14 protein-coding genes and 1 tRNA gene are annotated in these 15309 nt (G+C 67.5%); 6 read left to right on the top strand and 9 right to left on the bottom strand.

Going from position 1 to position 15309, the window contains the following annotated elements:
- Positions 1-3: 3 nt before the first annotated feature.
- Positions 4-744 carry an SIMPL domain-containing protein gene (locus tag ACQY9P_RS00075; protein ID WP_421737287.1) on the bottom strand — a complete coding sequence of 247 codons (741 nt, stop codon included), beginning with the start codon at positions 742-744 and terminating at the stop codon, positions 4-6.
- Positions 745-887: 143 nt separating this feature from the next.
- Between ACQY9P_RS00075 and ACQY9P_RS00070 the strand changes: the two genes are divergently transcribed.
- Both ACQY9P_RS00070 and ACQY9P_RS00065 read left to right on the top strand, forming a co-directional pair.
- Positions 888-963: transfer RNA gene (locus ACQY9P_RS00070), tRNA-Ile, on the top strand.
- A gap of 193 nt (positions 964-1156) precedes the next feature.
- Positions 1157-1420 carry a hypothetical protein gene (locus ACQY9P_RS00065; protein WP_421737288.1) on the top strand — a complete coding sequence of 88 codons (264 nt, stop codon included), beginning with the start codon at positions 1157-1159 and terminating at the stop codon, positions 1418-1420.
- Here ACQY9P_RS00065 and ACQY9P_RS00060 read toward each other — a convergent pair.
- The 4 genes from ACQY9P_RS00060 to ACQY9P_RS00045 form a co-directional block, all read right to left on the bottom strand.
- A complete protein-coding gene (locus ACQY9P_RS00060) occupies positions 1414-1776 on the bottom strand; it encodes a MazG-like family protein (RefSeq protein ID WP_421737289.1) in 363 nt (120 codons plus the stop codon). The genes ACQY9P_RS00065 and ACQY9P_RS00060 overlap by 7 nt on opposite strands.
- A 1-nt stretch (position 1777) precedes the next feature.
- Positions 1778-2389, bottom strand: coding sequence for a TetR/AcrR family transcriptional regulator (locus ACQY9P_RS00055; RefSeq protein ID WP_421737290.1), 612 nt, complete (start codon positions 2387-2389; stop codon positions 1778-1780).
- Positions 2390-2453: 64 nt separating this feature from the next.
- A complete protein-coding gene (locus tag ACQY9P_RS00050; RefSeq protein WP_421737291.1) occupies positions 2454-3476 on the bottom strand; it encodes a glutathione S-transferase N-terminal domain-containing protein in 1023 nt (340 codons plus the stop codon).
- 13 nt (positions 3477-3489) lie between these two features.
- A complete protein-coding gene (locus ACQY9P_RS00045; protein ID WP_421737292.1) occupies positions 3490-4584 on the bottom strand; it encodes an MBL fold metallo-hydrolase in 1095 nt (364 codons plus the stop codon).
- A gap of 108 nt (positions 4585-4692) precedes the next feature.
- Between ACQY9P_RS00045 and ACQY9P_RS00040 the strand changes: the two genes are divergently transcribed.
- Entirely contained in the window at positions 4693-5598 is a 906-nt protein-coding gene (locus tag ACQY9P_RS00040; RefSeq protein WP_421737294.1) for a haloalkane dehalogenase, read from the top strand.
- A gap of 12 nt (positions 5599-5610) precedes the next feature.
- Positions 5611-6033 (top strand): DUF1330 domain-containing protein, encoded by a 423-nt coding sequence (locus tag ACQY9P_RS00035; RefSeq protein ID WP_421737295.1) that lies wholly within the window; start codon positions 5611-5613, stop codon positions 6031-6033.
- 1124 nt (positions 6034-7157) lie between these two features.
- On the opposite strand, the gene ACQY9P_RS00030 is transcribed toward ACQY9P_RS00035, so the two are convergent.
- Complete coding sequence (locus ACQY9P_RS00030) at positions 7158-8825, bottom strand: sulfatase-like hydrolase/transferase (protein ID WP_421737296.1); 1668 nt, start codon at positions 8823-8825, stop codon at positions 7158-7160.
- An 80-nt stretch (positions 8826-8905) separates the two neighbouring features.
- The gene (locus tag ACQY9P_RS00025) at positions 8906-9562 is read right to left on the bottom strand and encodes a 2-hydroxychromene-2-carboxylate isomerase (protein WP_421737297.1); all 657 of its coding nucleotides are present in this window, start codon (positions 9560-9562) and stop codon (positions 8906-8908) included.
- A 172-nt stretch (positions 9563-9734) separates the two neighbouring features.
- Between ACQY9P_RS00025 and ACQY9P_RS00020 the strand changes: the two genes are divergently transcribed.
- Positions 9735-10118 (top strand): DUF4345 family protein, encoded by a 384-nt coding sequence (locus ACQY9P_RS00020; protein ID WP_421737298.1) that lies wholly within the window; start codon positions 9735-9737, stop codon positions 10116-10118.
- A 30-nt stretch (positions 10119-10148) separates the two neighbouring features.
- Entirely contained in the window at positions 10149-12533 is a 2385-nt protein-coding gene (locus tag ACQY9P_RS00015) for an arylsulfatase (protein WP_421737299.1), read from the top strand.
- On the opposite strand, the gene ACQY9P_RS00010 is transcribed toward ACQY9P_RS00015, so the two are convergent.
- Together ACQY9P_RS00010 and ACQY9P_RS00005 are read right to left on the bottom strand one after the other, a co-directional pair.
- Complete coding sequence (locus tag ACQY9P_RS00010; RefSeq protein WP_421737300.1) at positions 12530-13645, bottom strand: hypothetical protein; 1116 nt, start codon at positions 13643-13645, stop codon at positions 12530-12532. The genes ACQY9P_RS00015 and ACQY9P_RS00010 overlap by 4 nt on opposite strands.
- Before the next feature lie 70 nt (positions 13646-13715).
- Positions 13716-15224: a tryptophan halogenase family protein gene (locus ACQY9P_RS00005; protein WP_421737301.1), complete on the bottom strand. Its 1509-nt coding sequence runs from the start codon at positions 15222-15224 to the stop codon at positions 13716-13718.
- Positions 15225-15309: the final 85 nt, after the last annotated feature.

The following is a 15309-nucleotide window of genomic DNA, read 5'->3' as shown; positions in this document are numbered from 1 at the left end:
TCCCTAGCGGGCGACCTCATAGGTCGCCGAGACGTCGATCCGCACCTTCAGCTCGCCGCCGGCGATCGCGGTGGAGTCGGCCATCTCGCGCTTGGCCATGGCGAACATGGGCGCCGGTTGCGGGGCGGGCGCATAGCCGCCGCCTTCGCCCAGGCTGACCATCCGCACGATCTTGTAGCCAGTGGCCTTGGCGTAGAGGTCGGCCTTGGCCTGCAGGGCCTTGACCGCCTCGAGGCGGGCGGCGTTCTCGGCCGCGTCCGGGTTCTGCAGGCCAAAGCTGACGCCGCCGACGGTATTGGCGCCGGCCGAGACCGTGGCGTCGACCGCCTGGCCCAGCTTGTTGAGGTCACGCACGATGACGGTCACCTGGTTGCTGACCTGATAGCCGGTGAACTTGGGCGGCTGGTTCTGCTCGTAGGCATACTGCGGATTGACGTTCAGGTTCGAGGTCTGGATGTCGCGATCGGCGATGCCGGCCTTCTTCAGGGCGGCGATCACCTGGTTCATCCGCGCGCCATTGGCCTTCAGCGCGCCGGCGGCGGTCATCTCCTCGTTCTGCACGCCCAGGGTGATGGTGGCCATGTCGGGGGCCACGCGGCTCTCGCCATAGGCCGACAGGTTGAAGGTCGAGGCGCGGAAGGCCGCGTCCTGGGCCATGGCGGGCGCGGCCGAGAGGGCCAGCACACCGCCGAGGGCGGCGGGGATCAGGGCGGCCGAGGCGATACGGGCGGACAAGGACGTCATCTTGGGTCTCCTGGGGTCGGTCTGGAAAGCTTTGCCGACCCTCTAAGGTTCCCTGATGAAACTTTGAACCTGAACGGGAGCTTTAAGCCGCGTTCGGCCCATGCTAATCCGCCCTTCCTCCGGAAGCCCAGCCGCGTCCCAGGGGGCCTGTAGCTCAATGGTTAGAGCCGACCGCTCATAACGGTCTGGTTGGGGGTTCGAGTCCCTCCAGGCCTACCACCTTCTCATAACATATTGATATCATTTGAGAATGTGGGTTTTCGGGGCTGCCGCTCGCCTGTGCCGCACAGGGCTGTATCACAAAGCGTGAGTCAGCTTCGGCACCGTACGGCCGCTATTTCCTGCTACTGCCGTCGTTCAACCGACAAGGATACCGCATGAGCGACGCCACGACACAGCCGATGATGTCTCCGTGATCGACAATCCCCACGCCCCGGAGATCCTGGTGGACGAGGTCGTTGGCTTCTTCATGCACAACCAGCGCATCTCGCTGACCCTGGCGGCTGACCGGGCCGATCACAGCCAGAACCCGGCCGGCATCAATCGGGTGGTGATGGCGCGGCTGGCCATGCCGATCCCGGTGGCGCAGATGCTGGTGCTGGGTCTCAACGACTATCTGGCCAAGCACGGCCTGGATCCGTCCGCCGCCGTCAAGGGCAGCGACACCGCTCAGTGATCCTGGGCGTCCGGCGCGGCCTCAAGCGCCATCCGCGTGGTCAGCCCCACCTTTTCAGAGGTCTTGTTGAACTTTTCGGCCACCGCGCGGTCCAGGTCTATGCCCAACTGCATGGCGATCAGGTCGGCGCAGATGATCACGTCGGCCAGTTCCTCGGCCAGCTCGGCGAGGCTGGCGCGGGAGCCCTTGATGCCCAACCGCTCGCGTTCCAGCTTCTTGATGATGTTGCAGGCCTCGCCCACCTCGCCGGCCAGTTCGTTGCCGCGATAGGAGAGGGTGATCTGGCCGTCGACATCCCACTCGGCCTGACGGGCCAGGTTGGCGGCGCGCAGGGTGGCGTGCGGGCGGTCGCTCATTCTAGGCCTCGTCGTCGAGCAGGCGCCGGACGGTGGCGCGCAGCACGTCGGAGGCCTGCTGGATCGACAGGCCCTGTTCGCGGCGCAGCCGGGACCAGACCTCGAAGCTGAGCAGCAGGTCCAGAGCCTCGACCTTCAGCGGGTTGTCGACCATCGCCTTGGGCAGTTCGCGTTCGAGGATGGCGCGCAGGGCGGTGACCAGCTTGCCGCTGTCCTGATCGAGAAAGCGCGAGCGGTGGCGGTAGGCTTCGGACGCGTACTTGAAGGGGGTGATCTTCTCGAAGGCGACCGCGCGGCGATCCACCAGCTCGACGATGCGGTCCTTCCAGGCGGTCGACTTGAACGGCGTGCCGACGATGGAGTGCAACTCGCTTTCGATGACCACGGACATTTCGCTGTAGAGGCTGTCCATGTCCTTGAAGTGCCGGAACACCGTGCGCAGGCCCACATCGGCGCGGGCGGCGACCTGGTCGGCGCTAGGCGACATGTCGCCCCCCCGGATGATTTCCAGCATGGCGGCGACGATGCGGGCGCGGTTGTCCTGGCCACGGCGTCGACGGCCGTCGCTCTCTTCGGCCGGTTCCTCGCCCTTAACACTGGTCTCTTGAGTCACGCCGTCTCGCCCTGCACCTTGGCCAAGGGTTCCCATAAGGCCCCGCGCGCCGTGGCGCCAGTATTCACGCGAACAGCGCTTCGCAGCCGGTGGACGCGAGCAGGCGATCGACCGTCGCGCGATCTGGGGCCGACAGGACCGATCGCGCCTCGCGCAGCCAGCCCAGGCACTTGGCCTGATAGGGGAAAGGCGACTGGGTCCAGGCCCGGTCGTCGACCGTGGCCTCGACGGTCTGGGCCCCGGCCGCCACGGCCCGGGCGTTGGCCAGCATGACCGGCGGATAGACCCGGCCGATCTCGGCGAGCAGGGCGTGGAGGGTCGGGGAGGGCCGGTCGAGCGACATCCAGTCCTCGTCGCGGGGCTCAAGGCCCGACAGGTCCTCCATGTGGCTGACCCAGGCGAAGACGCGCGGCGCGATCTCCAGGGTCAGGGCCATGGGCGTGGGGTCGAACTGGGCCAGCTGGGTCAGCTGTCCGTGGACCGCGAAGTCGCAGGCGGCCGGCCGGGCGCCCAGCAGGAACGGCTGCTGGGTCAGGTGGGCCTCGAAGGCCTCGAGGAAGCGGCGGTAGCTGGCCTCGATCACCGGGCCCGTCGTGGGGTTGGAGCCCACCACATACAGCCGGTCGATCTGGCGCTTGCTGAACTGCTCGCCGCGATCGGCCAGCACCGCGTCGGGGATCGAATAGCCGGTCCAGCAGGGCAGGATGGCGGCGGCGCGGGCGATGTCGGCCGGATAGCTCCAGCGATAGTGGAACATCGCCTTGGTCAGCCACTCGTCGGCATAGTCCTCGATCAGGTGGTCGATGAAGGCCAGGGCGGGATCGGCGGGGATCACCGAGCGCCCCTGATGCTCGGCCTCCAGCCGCCGGAGGATCGGCGAGGAGTCGACGACCGCCTCCAGCGCCCCGTCGGGTCCCGGCAGATAGAAGGTGGGCAGCAGCCGCACCTTGGGGCGTGGCAGACCGTCCAGCGCCGGGCCCGAGCTGGGCAGGGACCGATAGGCGATGCGGCGATAGCGCAGCACGGCCAGCATCTTGCGGGTATAGGGCGAGCCGGGCGAGCCGCTGAGGGCGATGGGGTCGGTCACGACGGGCTCCGGCCTAGTGGAACATCTTGAGGCGATCGGTGCGGATCACCGCGTCCGACCCCGCGGGCAGGGTGACGAAGTCGCCGTCGCGCCCGACCCTGATCTGCCCGTGGAAGACCTGGCGGGCGTCGCCCAGGAACGGGCCTTCCAGCGCGCCGATCGGCAGGCCCGGGGTGACGTGGGTGAACAGCAGCATCCGCACCTTGGCCCGCTCGGCGATCTCCGCCGCCTGATGGGGCGTGGTGTGATAGCCGGGGATGTCCGAGAAGATCTGGGCCAGCTTGTCGCGACCGACGGCCTTGGCGGCCTTGTGCTGGATGGCCACCAGGTTGGGGGCCAGGCCTTCGTGCACCAGCACGTCGGCGCCCCTGGCGGCGGTCTCGACGCGTTTCGACGGCGCGGTGTCGCCGCTGATCACGACGGTCCGGCCCTTGTAGGTGAAGGCGTAGCCCACGGCGGGGCTGACCGGGTCATGACGGACGGGGAAGGCGGTGACCTTCAGGTCGGGCTCGTTGATCAGCACCACGTCCGGCTGGTCGGCGGCGGCGGTGAAGGGCCGCGCCTGGCCGCCGAAACCCGTGGGCGGCATGATCGCCACGCCATGGTGGGCGATGCGATAGCCGCGATCCAGGGTGTAGGCCGACATGAAGCCCGCCACCACCTGTTCGACCCCGACCGGGCCATAGATCGGCAGGGGCGTCGGCGAATTGGCCCCGCCCCAGCGTTGCAGCATCAGCTCGCCCAGGCCGTCGATATGGTCGGAGTGGAAGTGGGTCAGGAACACCGCCTCCACCTTGGCGGGGGGCAGGTTCATCAGGGCCAGGTTGCGGCTGGCGCCCGAGCCGGCGTCGATCACGAACAGGCGCTTGCCGGCCAGGACGGCGGTGCAGGGGCCCGTGCGCTGCGCGTCGGGCATCGGTCCGCCCGCGCCGCACAGGCCCACGCTGAGCCCATCGGCCAGGCCGTCGTCGGGACCCCGGCCCAGGGCCTTCACATAGAGCTTTTCCATGGCCGCCACGGCGATTTTGCCGCGCGCGAACCAGCCGCCCACGCCAACGACAACGATCAGGCCCAGCAGGGCGAGGCCGACAGTGGTCCTGGTTCGCATGGTTTGCCTCCCGAGGGCGGACGGGCTTGACCCCGCCTCAATGTAGTGACACGCATATTGTCAATATATGTCGCTCAATGCGACGGGGAGTCAACGAGAGGCTTTTTGATGCAGGTTTTGAGGACACCGGACCATCGGTTCGAGGCGCTGGCCGACTGGCCGTTCGCGCCCCACTACGCCACGATCACCGACGCCGACGGGACCGCCCTGCGTCTGCACTATGTGGACGAGGGCCCGCGCAAGGCGCCGGTCGTGCTGCTGATGCATGGCGAGCCGTCCTGGGCCTATCTCTATCGCAGGATGATCGCCGGGCTGGTGGCGCGGGGCTTCCGCGTGGTCGCCCCCGACCTGATCGGCTTTGGCCGCTCCGACAAGCCGGCTGCCCGCGCGGACTATACCTATGAGCGCCACGTCGCCTGGATGAGCCAATGGCTGACGCAGATCGACCTGAAGGACGTGACCCTGTTCTGCCAGGACTGGGGCGGCCTGATCGGCCTGCGTCTGGTCGCGGCCTTTCCCGAACGGTTCGCGGCCGTGGCGGTGGGCAATACCGGCCTGCCGGTCGGCACGGGCATGACCGAGGGCTTCAAGGCCTGGCTGGAGTTCAGCCAGCACACCCCGATCATGCCGATCGGTCTGATCGTCAATATGGGCACGGGCCGCGACCTGTCCGAAGCCGAGATCGCCGCCTATGACGCGCCGTTCCCGGACGAGACCTTCAAGGAAGGCGCGCGCCAATTCCCGCTGCTGGTGCCCGTGACGCCCGAGCATGGCTCGGTCGCCGAGAACAAGGCCGCCTGGACGGTGCTGGAGGCGTTCGACAAGCCGTTCCTGACGGCCTTCAGCGACGGCGACGCGGTCACCAAGGGCGGGGAGGCGATCTTCCAGGCCAAGGTGCCCGGCGCGGCCGGCCAGCCCCACGCCATCGTGTCGGGAGGCCACTTCCTGCAGGAAGACTGCCCCGACGCGCTCGTTGATCTCATCGACGGCCTGGTCCGTCGCGCCCACGCCTGAAGGAGGCACGCCATGCAGGTCAAGAACGCCGTCTATCCTCCCGGTCATCAGGCCATGGCCTTCTTCGGCGCGCCGGAGGACGGGCCCTTCGTGATGGTCAATCTGCTCAAGTTCAAGGACAAGGCCGAGTATCCCGACGGTTCGCCGTCGGACCTCACGGGCCAGCAGGCCTATGCTCTCTATGGCGTCGAGGTCAGCAAGCTGGTCGAGGGCCTGGGCGGGCGCATCCGCTTCAGCGGCCACGTCACCAGCATCCTGCTGGGCGAGGTCGACGAGCTGTGGGACGCGGTGGCGCTGGCGGAATATCCGTCGCTGGCGGCCTTCCAGGCGATGGCGACTTCGCCCGAGATGCACTCCATCGAACATCACCGGATCGCCGGCCTGGCGGGGCAGCTGAACATCCGGACCAAGGAGGGGTTCGGAGCGCCGGACTAACTGAGGGGTATCAGAGCCACTGTCTTGTCATCCCGGAAGCCTCGCAGAGGCCGTCCGGGACCGCGGGGCCGCCGCGCCGCATTGGCTCCTGGGCAAGGGGCGCGAGCAGGGCAGGCGCCCGGCGCCTGCTCTGTCCGCGCCGCTGGAAGCCTACAAGCGGACGTTGCCGACTTCGGACAAGGGTGGATTGCGGACATCATGCAGCGGGCAACGCGGAGAGGGCGCTCAGGCTATTTCCGGTCAAACCATCGAACAATTGCAATTAGACTTAGCCCACCTACGAGGAAGATGGTTCCTAACGCGCACCAAGTCCAAAGATCGACCCCCGCTTCACGCGCCCACTGCTGCGAAGTCTTGCTCCGACCGCCAGTCGCTGCGTGCAGCATTCCTAGCCCAAGGGGAGCAAGAACGACGCCTCCCCAAGCACCTATTTTCCCCATCGGATCTCGCATTGACTTGAAACGACCTTCGTTGGCGAGTGGAGGACATTCTCACTCAGGGGCCGATATAGCTCAACCCTGAGATCGTAGCGCGGCGTTGCCGGTGTCCGCCTAGGGTCGTGTGTAGGAATTGGGGGCGCGCCTGAAACCAGACCTTGGGCACCGCCAGAGACCTGACCGAGCGATGGTCTGTTCAGGGTGGGAAGCGGACGGGCCTTGCGTCCTTCGAGGCTCGCCGCAGGCTCGCACCTCAGGATGAGGATATCAGTAGAAAGCACCTCATCCTGAGGCGCCCGCGCAGCGGGCCTCGAAGGACGCACGGCGCTGGCCTGACTGATCCTCCCCTTTTGGGGGAGGTGGCCCGGAGGGCCGGAGGGCCGGAGGGGGCAGCGCGGCGTTGGCCCAGATGGCGCTCCACTCAGCGCACGCCGGCGCTGCCCCCTCAGTCGCCCCGCGACAGCTCCCCCAGAGGGGGAGCATCTGATGTCCGCAACGGTCGGGAGCGGAAATTGGGTCGCCGACTGAAAGCTGACGTTTGGCACTAGGCGGGAAAGCGAACATCGCAAAGGTCAGCGAAGGCGGTGTACCGACGTTCGCCTCGATGGGCTGGGTCAATGGAATTGCACCCGAGCGTCCCGGCGCGCCGCAGCGGCCGGGATCACAAGGTTTTCGAGCCCCTTAGGCTCAGTTGTTCCAGTAGATGAACTCGTCGGACTCCTTGTCCTGCACGCCCAGCGGATGGTCGATGGCGATGGCGCCGCGCAGCAGCGAAGGCCAGGTCGGCTTGATGTTGCCTTTGTCGCGCTCCGTCAGCAGGGCCTTCAGTTCGGTCACCTTGGCAGGATTGGCCGAGGCGAGGTTCCTGCGTTCCGTCGGATCGGACGCCAGGTCAAACAGCCAGACCTTCTGACCCTTGCCGTCAGGCAGGTTCAGGAGCTGCAGCTTCCAGTCGCCGGCGCGCACCATCCGATAGTCGCCTGAGCGCCAGAACAACGCCTCGTGCGGACGTCCCGGGGTCTTGCCGGTCATGAAGGGCAGCAGATTGACCCCGTCGATGGGGCGATCGGTCGGAACGGCCGCGCCGGCCGCGCCGGCGGCGGTGGCGAACATGTCGATATGGCTGACCGGGCTGGAGAATATCGCCCCCGCCGGCAGGGTCTTGGGCCAGCGCATGTAATAGGGCACGCGGACGCCGCCCTCGAAGAAGGTGGCCTTCCAGCCGCGATAGGGGCTGTTGATCTGGGGCAGGCCCACATAGTGCGCGCCGCCGTTGTCGCTGGTGAAGACCACCAGGGTGTTGTCGTCCAGGCCCTGGTCCTTCAGCGTCTGCAGCACCCGGCCCACATTGCGGTCAAGGTTGCGGATCATGGCCCCATAGACCCGCAGGCGGTGGTCCTTGATCTGGGGCAGGGCGTCATAGTCGGCCTTGGGGGCCTGCAGCGGCGTGTGCGGGGCGTTGTAGGCCAGGTACATGAAGAACGGCTGGTTCTTGTTGGCCTTGATGCTCTTGATGGCCTCGTCCGACAGATAGTCGGTCATGAAGCCCTTGGCCTTCATCATCGGCTGGCCGTTGTACTGCACGGCATAGGGCAGGTTGGCCCACAGGAACTTGTCGATCGGGTCGAAGCTCTGCTTGGAGTTCTCCACGCCCGGATCATTCTCGGGCAGGAACATCGAGGCGCCAGAGATGAAGCCCAGGCTCTCGTCGAAGCCCTGCTGCTCGGGCCGCGAGCCCTTGGAGCCGCCCAGGTGCCACTTGCCCAGATGGATGGTGTGGTAGCCGCGGGTCTTCAGCACCTCGGCGATGGTCACTTCCGAGGCCGGCACGGCCAGGTCGTCCATCGGCGGCATGTCCTTGGCCAGTTCGCGGGCGAAGTGGGGCGGGTGCAGGGCGCCGGGCGAGCGGAAGGTGCCCACCAGGCGCGAGAAGCCGACCGGGGTCGGGGTGAACTCGAAGCCGAAGCGGGTGGGATAGCGACCGGTCATCATCGCGGCGCGCGAGGGCGAGCAGGTGGCGTTGCCGGCGTAGCCGCTGGTCAGATCCACGCCCTGCTGGGCGATGGAGTCGATGTTGGGCGTCTTGACCACGCCCGCGACCCCGCCGCCGTTCAGGCTGACATCGTTGAAGCCCAGATCGTCGGCCAGGATGAAGACCACGTTTGGCGGGCGCTGCTCCACGGGCAGTTCGGACCGCGCCGGGCCTTCCTGCCAGGCCACGGGCTTGTTCGCCACGGCCTTGGGGACCATCAGCCGGCCGATATGGAAGATCAGGAAGTCGCGTCCGAACCAGGCGCCGGTCAGGACCGCCGCCACGACGCCCAGGGCGATCCCCGCCCATTTCAGGATCCGCATAGTCCCCTCCGCGATTTCGCCAGGCTTTCCGCCCGTACGCAGGGCGGAGGTTACATAATGACACTATGAGTGTCGATAGATCAGTCGATCAGCCGCTTCAGCCCCTGCTGGTCCAGTCGCCACCTGAACTGGTCGAAGCGGTCCTGGCCGAAGAAGGCCTCGCCGTTGAAGGCGATCATCGGCACGCCATAATGTCCTGCCGCCCGCTGGTCGACCTGGCTTTTCTCGACGATCGCCGCCAGGCGCTCGGCCTCGTTGTCGGCGGTGGCGGCCAGGGTGGTCCAGTCCAGGCCGGCGCGCTCGGCGGCGCGGGCGATGTGGTCGCCCTCATGCCAGTCATCGACCTCGCCGCTCCAGATCACCCGGCTGACCTCGGTGATGAAGGGCAGGCCCTTGCCGAGCTCGGCGGCCGCGACGCCCAGGTGAGTCAGCCGATGAATGTGCGGCTGCTCCTTAGGATAGGTGCGGGTGGCGAAGTCCATCTTCACGGGGTCGGGGATCGGCCAGCGGAAGGGCAAGCCCAGGAAGGCCGCCTCGCGGTGGATGTCCTGCATGAAATAGCTGAACCACAAGGGATCGCGGGTCTCGAAGAACTCCGGCGTGCGCACGGCCAGCGGATAGACCGGGCGGATATTTCCGACCACGTCGAAGTCGCGCTCCAGCGCCGTCAGGCGGTGGGTGATCATGTACGAATAGGGCGAGCGGAAGGACCAGTAGAGGTCATAGGTCAGGCTCATCGCGCTCTCCCGTTTGTGTCCACTCCGCTCCGCAAAGGAGCCTGAGGCGCCTTTGCGCTCAAGGTAGTGACACTAATAATGCGACTATATCCTCCAATTCGTCGCGGTCCAGACTTGCCTTGCGATGAAAATGGCAGTTAGCATGTCACAATAATAATTCCGGGACGGAAACATGCAAAACCTCATCCGAGGCCTGGTCGGCGTCGTTGGCCTGCTGGCGCTGGCCATGGCCCTGTCGTTCTGGATCGACCCCGCGCGACCGGCCGCCAAGCTGGGACTGGAAGCGATGGGCTCGCTGGGCTTGGCGACGATGCGCGCCGACCTTGGCGGGTTCTTCGGTGCGGCGGGCGCGCTGGCCCTGCTGGCGGCGATCCGCAACCGGGCCGACCTGCTGCTGGCCCCGCTGGTGATGATCGGCATCGCGCTGTCGGGTCGCCTGATCACTCTGCTGGTCAGCGGCCCGTCACCGGCCCTGATCCCACCGATGGTCGTCGAGGCGGTTCTGCTGGCGATCCTGGTTCTGGGCCGCCGCGCCCTGGCGCGCCCGCAAACCTGATCCAGCCCCCTGACCACAAGGAGACGGCCCGTGGATAATAACGGCAAACCCAAGATCGACCGCCGCTCGCTGCTGATCGGCGCCGGGCTGGGCGTGGTGGGAACCGGCGCGGTCGTCGCGGGCGGCGCGGCGATCAAGGACGCGGCCAGCGGCATCGTCACGCCCAAGGCCGTGGGCAAGGGTAAGGCCGCCAAGATCGGCCTGTCGTTCAAGGACTCACGGCCCGCCCAGACCGAAGAGGTCAAGGCGCCGGCCGGCGCGCCCAATGTTCTGGTGATCATCCTCGACGATGTCGGGTTCGCCGACCTGGGCTGCTATGGCGGCGAGCTGATGACGCCGTCGCTGGACGCCCTGGCGGGGAAGGGGCTGCGCTACACCAACTTCCGCACGACGGCGATGTGCTCGTGCACCCGCGCCGCGCTGCTGACAGGGCTCAATCACCACTCGGCCGGCATGGGCTGGCTGGCCGATATCGACAGCGGCTATCCGGGCTATCGCGGCGACCTCACGCGCCAGAACGCCACCCTGGCCGAGGTGTTGGGCGAGGCCGGCTGGTCGACCTTCCTGCTGGGCAAGTGGCACGTCAACAATGCCGACCACTCCGGTCCGACGGGGCCGTTCCACAACTGGCCCACCCATCGCGGCTTCGATCGGGCCTACTGGTACCAGGGCCATTCCAGCGACCACTTCCATCCCGGCGCGCTATATGAGGGCACGGCGCCGGTCGAGGTGGGCGGCGGCGACTACTACCTCTCCGACGATCTGGCCGACCGGGCCGCGAACTATCTGCGCACCCAGAAGCTGATGGCGCCGGACAAGCCGTTCTTCATGCAGCTGGCCTTCGGCGGCGCGCACTCGCCCCTGCAGGCCAAGGCCGCCGACCGCGACCTCTACAAGGGCCGGTTCGAGGCCGGCTGGGACGAGATCCGTCGCCAGCGGCTGGAGCGCCAGAAGGCTTTGGGCCTGCAGCCCGCCGACACCCAGCTGCCGCCCCTGTCGCCGGGCGCCCAGCACTGGGCCGAGCTGACCCCCGACCAGAAGCGGCTCTACGCCCGCTACATGGAGGTCTATGGCGGCATGATCACCGGCGTCGACCGGGCGATCGGCAAGGTGCTGGCCGAGCTGGACGCCCTGGGCGTTCGCGACAACACGCTGGTCGTGGTGTTCTCCGACAACGGCGCTTCGGCCGAGGGGACGGCGACCGGCACGCCCAACATCTTTGGCCCGGCCTTCGGTCGTCCGGCGTCGCAGGCCGAGGCTTTGGCCCTGTACGACACGATGGGCGAGGACGGCACATTCCCGCACTATCCGATCGGCTGGACCAACGCCTCGAACACGCCCTATCGGCTCTACAAGCAGAACACCGCCCTGGGCGGGGTGGCCGATCCGCTGATCGTCTCCTGGCCCAAGGGCGTCGCCGCCAAGGGCGACCTGCGCAAGCAGTTCGTCCATGTGGTCGACCTCTATCCGACCCTTCTGGAAGCCTGCGGCGTCCAGCAGCCGGAGCTCTATCGCGGGCAACCGCAGAAGCCCCTGGAAGGCGCCAGCGTGGCCCCGACCTTCGCCTCGCCCAAGGCGGCGACCCGGGCCGAGCAGTATTACGAGCTGGGCGGCTATCGCGCCTTCCAGGAGGGCGACTGGCGGCTGGTGGCCCAGCACCAGCGCGGCAAGCCCTTTGAGCAGGACCACTGGGGTCTCTACGACACCAGCAAGGACCCCAACGAGCTGCGCGACGTGTCCGGCGACCATCCCGAGGTGGTCAAACGCCTGATCGACAAGTGGAACAAGGCCGCCGTCGCGCATGACGTCCTGCCGCTGGACGACCGCCCGCTGCTGCTCAAGCTGGTTCAGACCCGCGCCGCAAGGCTCCGGAAACGCTGGGATATCCGGCCGCCGATCGATCCGATTCCCACCGATGTCTCACCCATCGTCTGCGGTCTGAGCCACTCGATCGAGATCGAGCTGTCGCGGCCCAATGGCGACGAGGACGGGGTTCTGGTGGCCCATGGCTCGCTGCCGGCCGGCTATGTTCTGTACGTCGACAAGGGGCGGCTGATCTATCAGACCAGCCTGGTTCCCTGGGCGGAGGTCATCGCCTCGCCGGCGAAGCTGCCGCGCGGCACTTTCAAGGTGAAGTACGAGCAGACCATGACCTCGCGGCCCTTCGACGGGCGCGGAGCGCTCTATGTCGATGGTCGCAAGGTGGCCGAGCGGACGTTCGACCGGGTGCTGTTCTCGCCGGGCTATGACGGCTTCTGCGTCGGCGCCGATCACGGCAACCGCGTCTCGCGCGCCTATGAGGGACCCAATCCCTTCAAGGGCCAGATCAAGCGCGTGCTGATCGATGTCGACACCGCCGCCATGAAGCCGCTGGAGATCATGCGGTTCATGAAGGCGATGAGCATCAAGGTCTAGAACCGCGAGGGATAGGCCCGCGTGGCGTTGCTGGTGTTGTAGGTCGCGCCTGGGCAGTCGACGGCGTAGCTGGTGGCGGTTTCGCGCAGATAGGGACCCTTGCCGCTGACGCCGTTCAGGGCGGCGCAGGAGACGGCGCGCTTGTAGGTCACCGAACCGTCCGTGCTGAGCCCGGCCATGAACTGGTCGAAGGCCAGGTCCATCAAGCCGCGCGTGGCCGCCAGCCGGCGGGTCCGGCCGTTGAACGCCGAGGTGATCTCGCCGCCCGACGCATAGGCGCGCGAGACGGGAACGGGCCCGGCCGCGGCGCCGGCGGCGCTGATCGCTCCGCCGGCCAGCATGGCTTCCAGATCCGAGAAACGGCCGCTGGCCGTGCCGACGGCGAGGGCGGAAGCGAAGGCGGAGGCGAAGCCGGGGCCTGTTCGTTCCTGGCCGCCGATCTGGGCGGCCTGGCCCGCGCCGATGACGCCGGCGATGGGCGTGTGCTCGATCGAGGCGACCAGATTCTGGTTGACGTAATAGCCCAGCGCGACGCCAAGCAGGGCTCCGCCCGGCGCGGCGATGACGCGGTCCTTCGACGCGCCGATCGGACCGGCGATCGCGGCGCGCACCACCTCGGGCGTGAAGCCCGTCCACTCGGCGCGATAGCTGGCTTCAAAGGGCTCTTCCCTGACCACCTCGCCGGTGCGCCAGCGCACCAGGCGGAAGGTGACGCGGGCCGAGGCCAGCTTGTCGGTTCCCAGCCACACGTCGGGTCCGCGCAGGTCCTCGAAGCGCACATACAGCATGTATTCGCTGTCCTGGCGGCTGGCGGCCAGCAGGTCGGCGCGCTGCAGGTGGGTGTTGAGGCTCTTGAGCACCTCGACGCGGGTGGGGCGGGTGGTGACCACACCGCCGCCGTCGAACCAGCGAAACTCCGGCGCGCCTTCGATCTCCTGGATGGCGACATTGCGGAAGAAGGGGCGGCTGGGCGAGGCCTTGGCGACCGCCACGGGCGGCATGGCCGGCTGGCGCAGGGCTCGGGCTTCATCGTTGCTGGCGCAGGCGCTCAGCGCCACGGCCGCGCCGGTCATGGCGAGGAACGCTTTGAGGGGCTTGGGCGTCGTGACCATCGGGGCTCTCCAAAATCGATCGGGAGCATCGCAGGACAACCTTAATGGGCCATTTCGTCGCAGGCCGACTCTACAGCGGCGGCGCCTTGCAGTGGCGGGTGATGAAGTCGGCGTGGGCGGGCAGGGCGCCGGCCGCGCGCCCCAGGATCTGGCGCAGATCGGACAGGAAGCCCCCCAACTGCTCGTCGGTCAGCCCATCCGCCAGCGGATGGTGCGTGGTCGGATTAATTCCCTGACCCAGCAGAACCTGCAGCCAGCTGACCTCGGCGAACAGGTCCTCATCCTCGCGATAGAGCCGCCCGGCGTTGCGGAACAGGTCGATCTTGCGGGCCAGGGTCTCGGGGATCTCCATCGCCGCGCACTCGCGCCAGAACGGCGTGTCGGTGCGGGTGGTGGCCTTGTAGTGCAGGATCAGGAAGTCGCGGATGCGCTCGAACTCTATCCCGGCCTGGCGATTATACTCGTCGATCACCACGGGGTCGCAGCGCTTGTCCGGGAACAGGCTGAGCAGGCGCGACAGGCCCGACTGGATCAGGTGGATGCTGGTGCTCTCCAGCGGCTCCATGAAGCCGCTGGCCAGGCCCAGGGCCACGACGTTGCGGTTCCAGAACTTCCTGCGTCGTCCGGTGACGAACTTCAGCGGTCGCGGGTCGGCCAGGGCTTCGCCGTCCAGATTGGCCAGCAGGGTCGCGGCGGCCTCGTCATCGCCGAGATGGCGGCTGCAATAGACCATGCCGTTGCCCGTGCGGTGCTGCAGCGGGATCCGCCACTGCCAGCCGGCCGAGTGGGCGGTGGAGCGGGTATAGGGCAGGAGGGGCTCGGTGCGCGCGCTGGGCACGGCCAGGGCGCGGTCGCACGGCAGCCAGTGCGACCAGTCCTCATAGCCGGTCTTCAGCGCGCCCTCGATCAGCAGCCCCCGGAAGCCCGAGCAGTCGATGAACAGGTCGCCGCCGATGACCTCGCCGCTTTCCAGGGTCACGGACGCCACGAAGCCATCGGGCTCGCGCAGGGTCACCTGCTGGATCTTGCCCTCGGTGCGGACCACGCCGCGCTGCTCGGCATATTTGCGCAGGTAGCGGGCATAGAGCGCCGCGTCGAAATGGAAGGCGTAGGCTAGGCCCGGCAGCCGCGTCTCGCCCACGGTGGCCAGCCGGCCAAAGCGGCCCGCATGCGCGCTCATGTCGTTGAGCGAATAGTCCCAAAGACGGGTGTCGCCGCCTGCCTGGCGGTGGCGCAGCCAGTAGTGATGGAAGGGAATTTGGCCCAGGTCGTGACCCACCGCGCCGAAGGCGTGCAGGTAGCGGTCGCCCGGCCGGCCCCAGTCGACGAACTCGATGCCTAGCTTGAACGTGCCTTGCGTCTCGCGGACGAACTCATCCTCGTCCAGGCCCAGCACGCCGTTGAACAGCTTGATCTGCGGGATGGTGGCTTCGCCAACGCCGACGGTGGCGATCTCGTCGGATTCGATCAGGCGAATGGCGACGGAGGGCCCCAGGGTCTTGGCCAGGGTGGCGGCCGCCATCCAGCCGGCGGTTCCGCCGCCCACGATGATCACCTGCCTGATGCGTTGGTCGCTCATGGCCGCCCTCCCTGGGTCGAGACTATCGTCATCCCTCAAAAAAGAACCCCTGTCGGGCAGGTCCGACAGGGGCTCGAGGCTTGGG

Origin of the sequence: Caulobacter sp. (assembly GCF_965279145.1) — a bacterium.
Classification (GTDB): Bacteria; Pseudomonadota; Alphaproteobacteria; order Caulobacterales; family Caulobacteraceae; genus Caulobacter.
The sequence above is the reverse complement of the archived record's forward strand: the minus strand, read 5'-3'. Positions and strand labels throughout refer to the sequence as shown.

Coding starts and splice junctions, on each gene's coding strand:
- ACQY9P_RS00075 (WP_421737287.1), bottom strand. CDS start 744: ATGACGTCCTTGTCCGCCCGTATCGCCTCGGCCGCCCTGATCCCCGCC.
- ACQY9P_RS00060 (WP_421737289.1), bottom strand. CDS start 1,776: ATGAGCGACCGCCCGCACGCCACCCTGCGCGCCGCCAACCTGGCCCGT.
- ACQY9P_RS00045 (WP_421737292.1), bottom strand. CDS start 4,584: ATGCGAACCAGGACCACTGTCGGCCTCGCCCTGCTGGGCCTGATCGTT.
- ACQY9P_RS00040 (WP_421737294.1), top strand. CDS start 4,693: ATGCAGGTTTTGAGGACACCGGACCATCGGTTCGAGGCGCTGGCCGAC.
- ACQY9P_RS00035 (WP_421737295.1), top strand. CDS start 5,611: ATGCAGGTCAAGAACGCCGTCTATCCTCCCGGTCATCAGGCCATGGCC.
- ACQY9P_RS00030 (WP_421737296.1), bottom strand. CDS start 8,825: ATGCGGATCCTGAAATGGGCGGGGATCGCCCTGGGCGTCGTGGCGGCG.
- ACQY9P_RS00025 (WP_421737297.1), bottom strand. CDS start 9,562: ATGAGCCTGACCTATGACCTCTACTGGTCCTTCCGCTCGCCCTATTCG.
- ACQY9P_RS00020 (WP_421737298.1), top strand. CDS start 9,735: ATGCAAAACCTCATCCGAGGCCTGGTCGGCGTCGTTGGCCTGCTGGCG.
- ACQY9P_RS00010 (WP_421737300.1), bottom strand. CDS start 13,645: ATGGTCACGACGCCCAAGCCCCTCAAAGCGTTCCTCGCCATGACCGGC.
- ACQY9P_RS00005 (WP_421737301.1), bottom strand. CDS start 15,224: ATGAGCGACCAACGCATCAGGCAGGTGATCATCGTGGGCGGCGGAACC.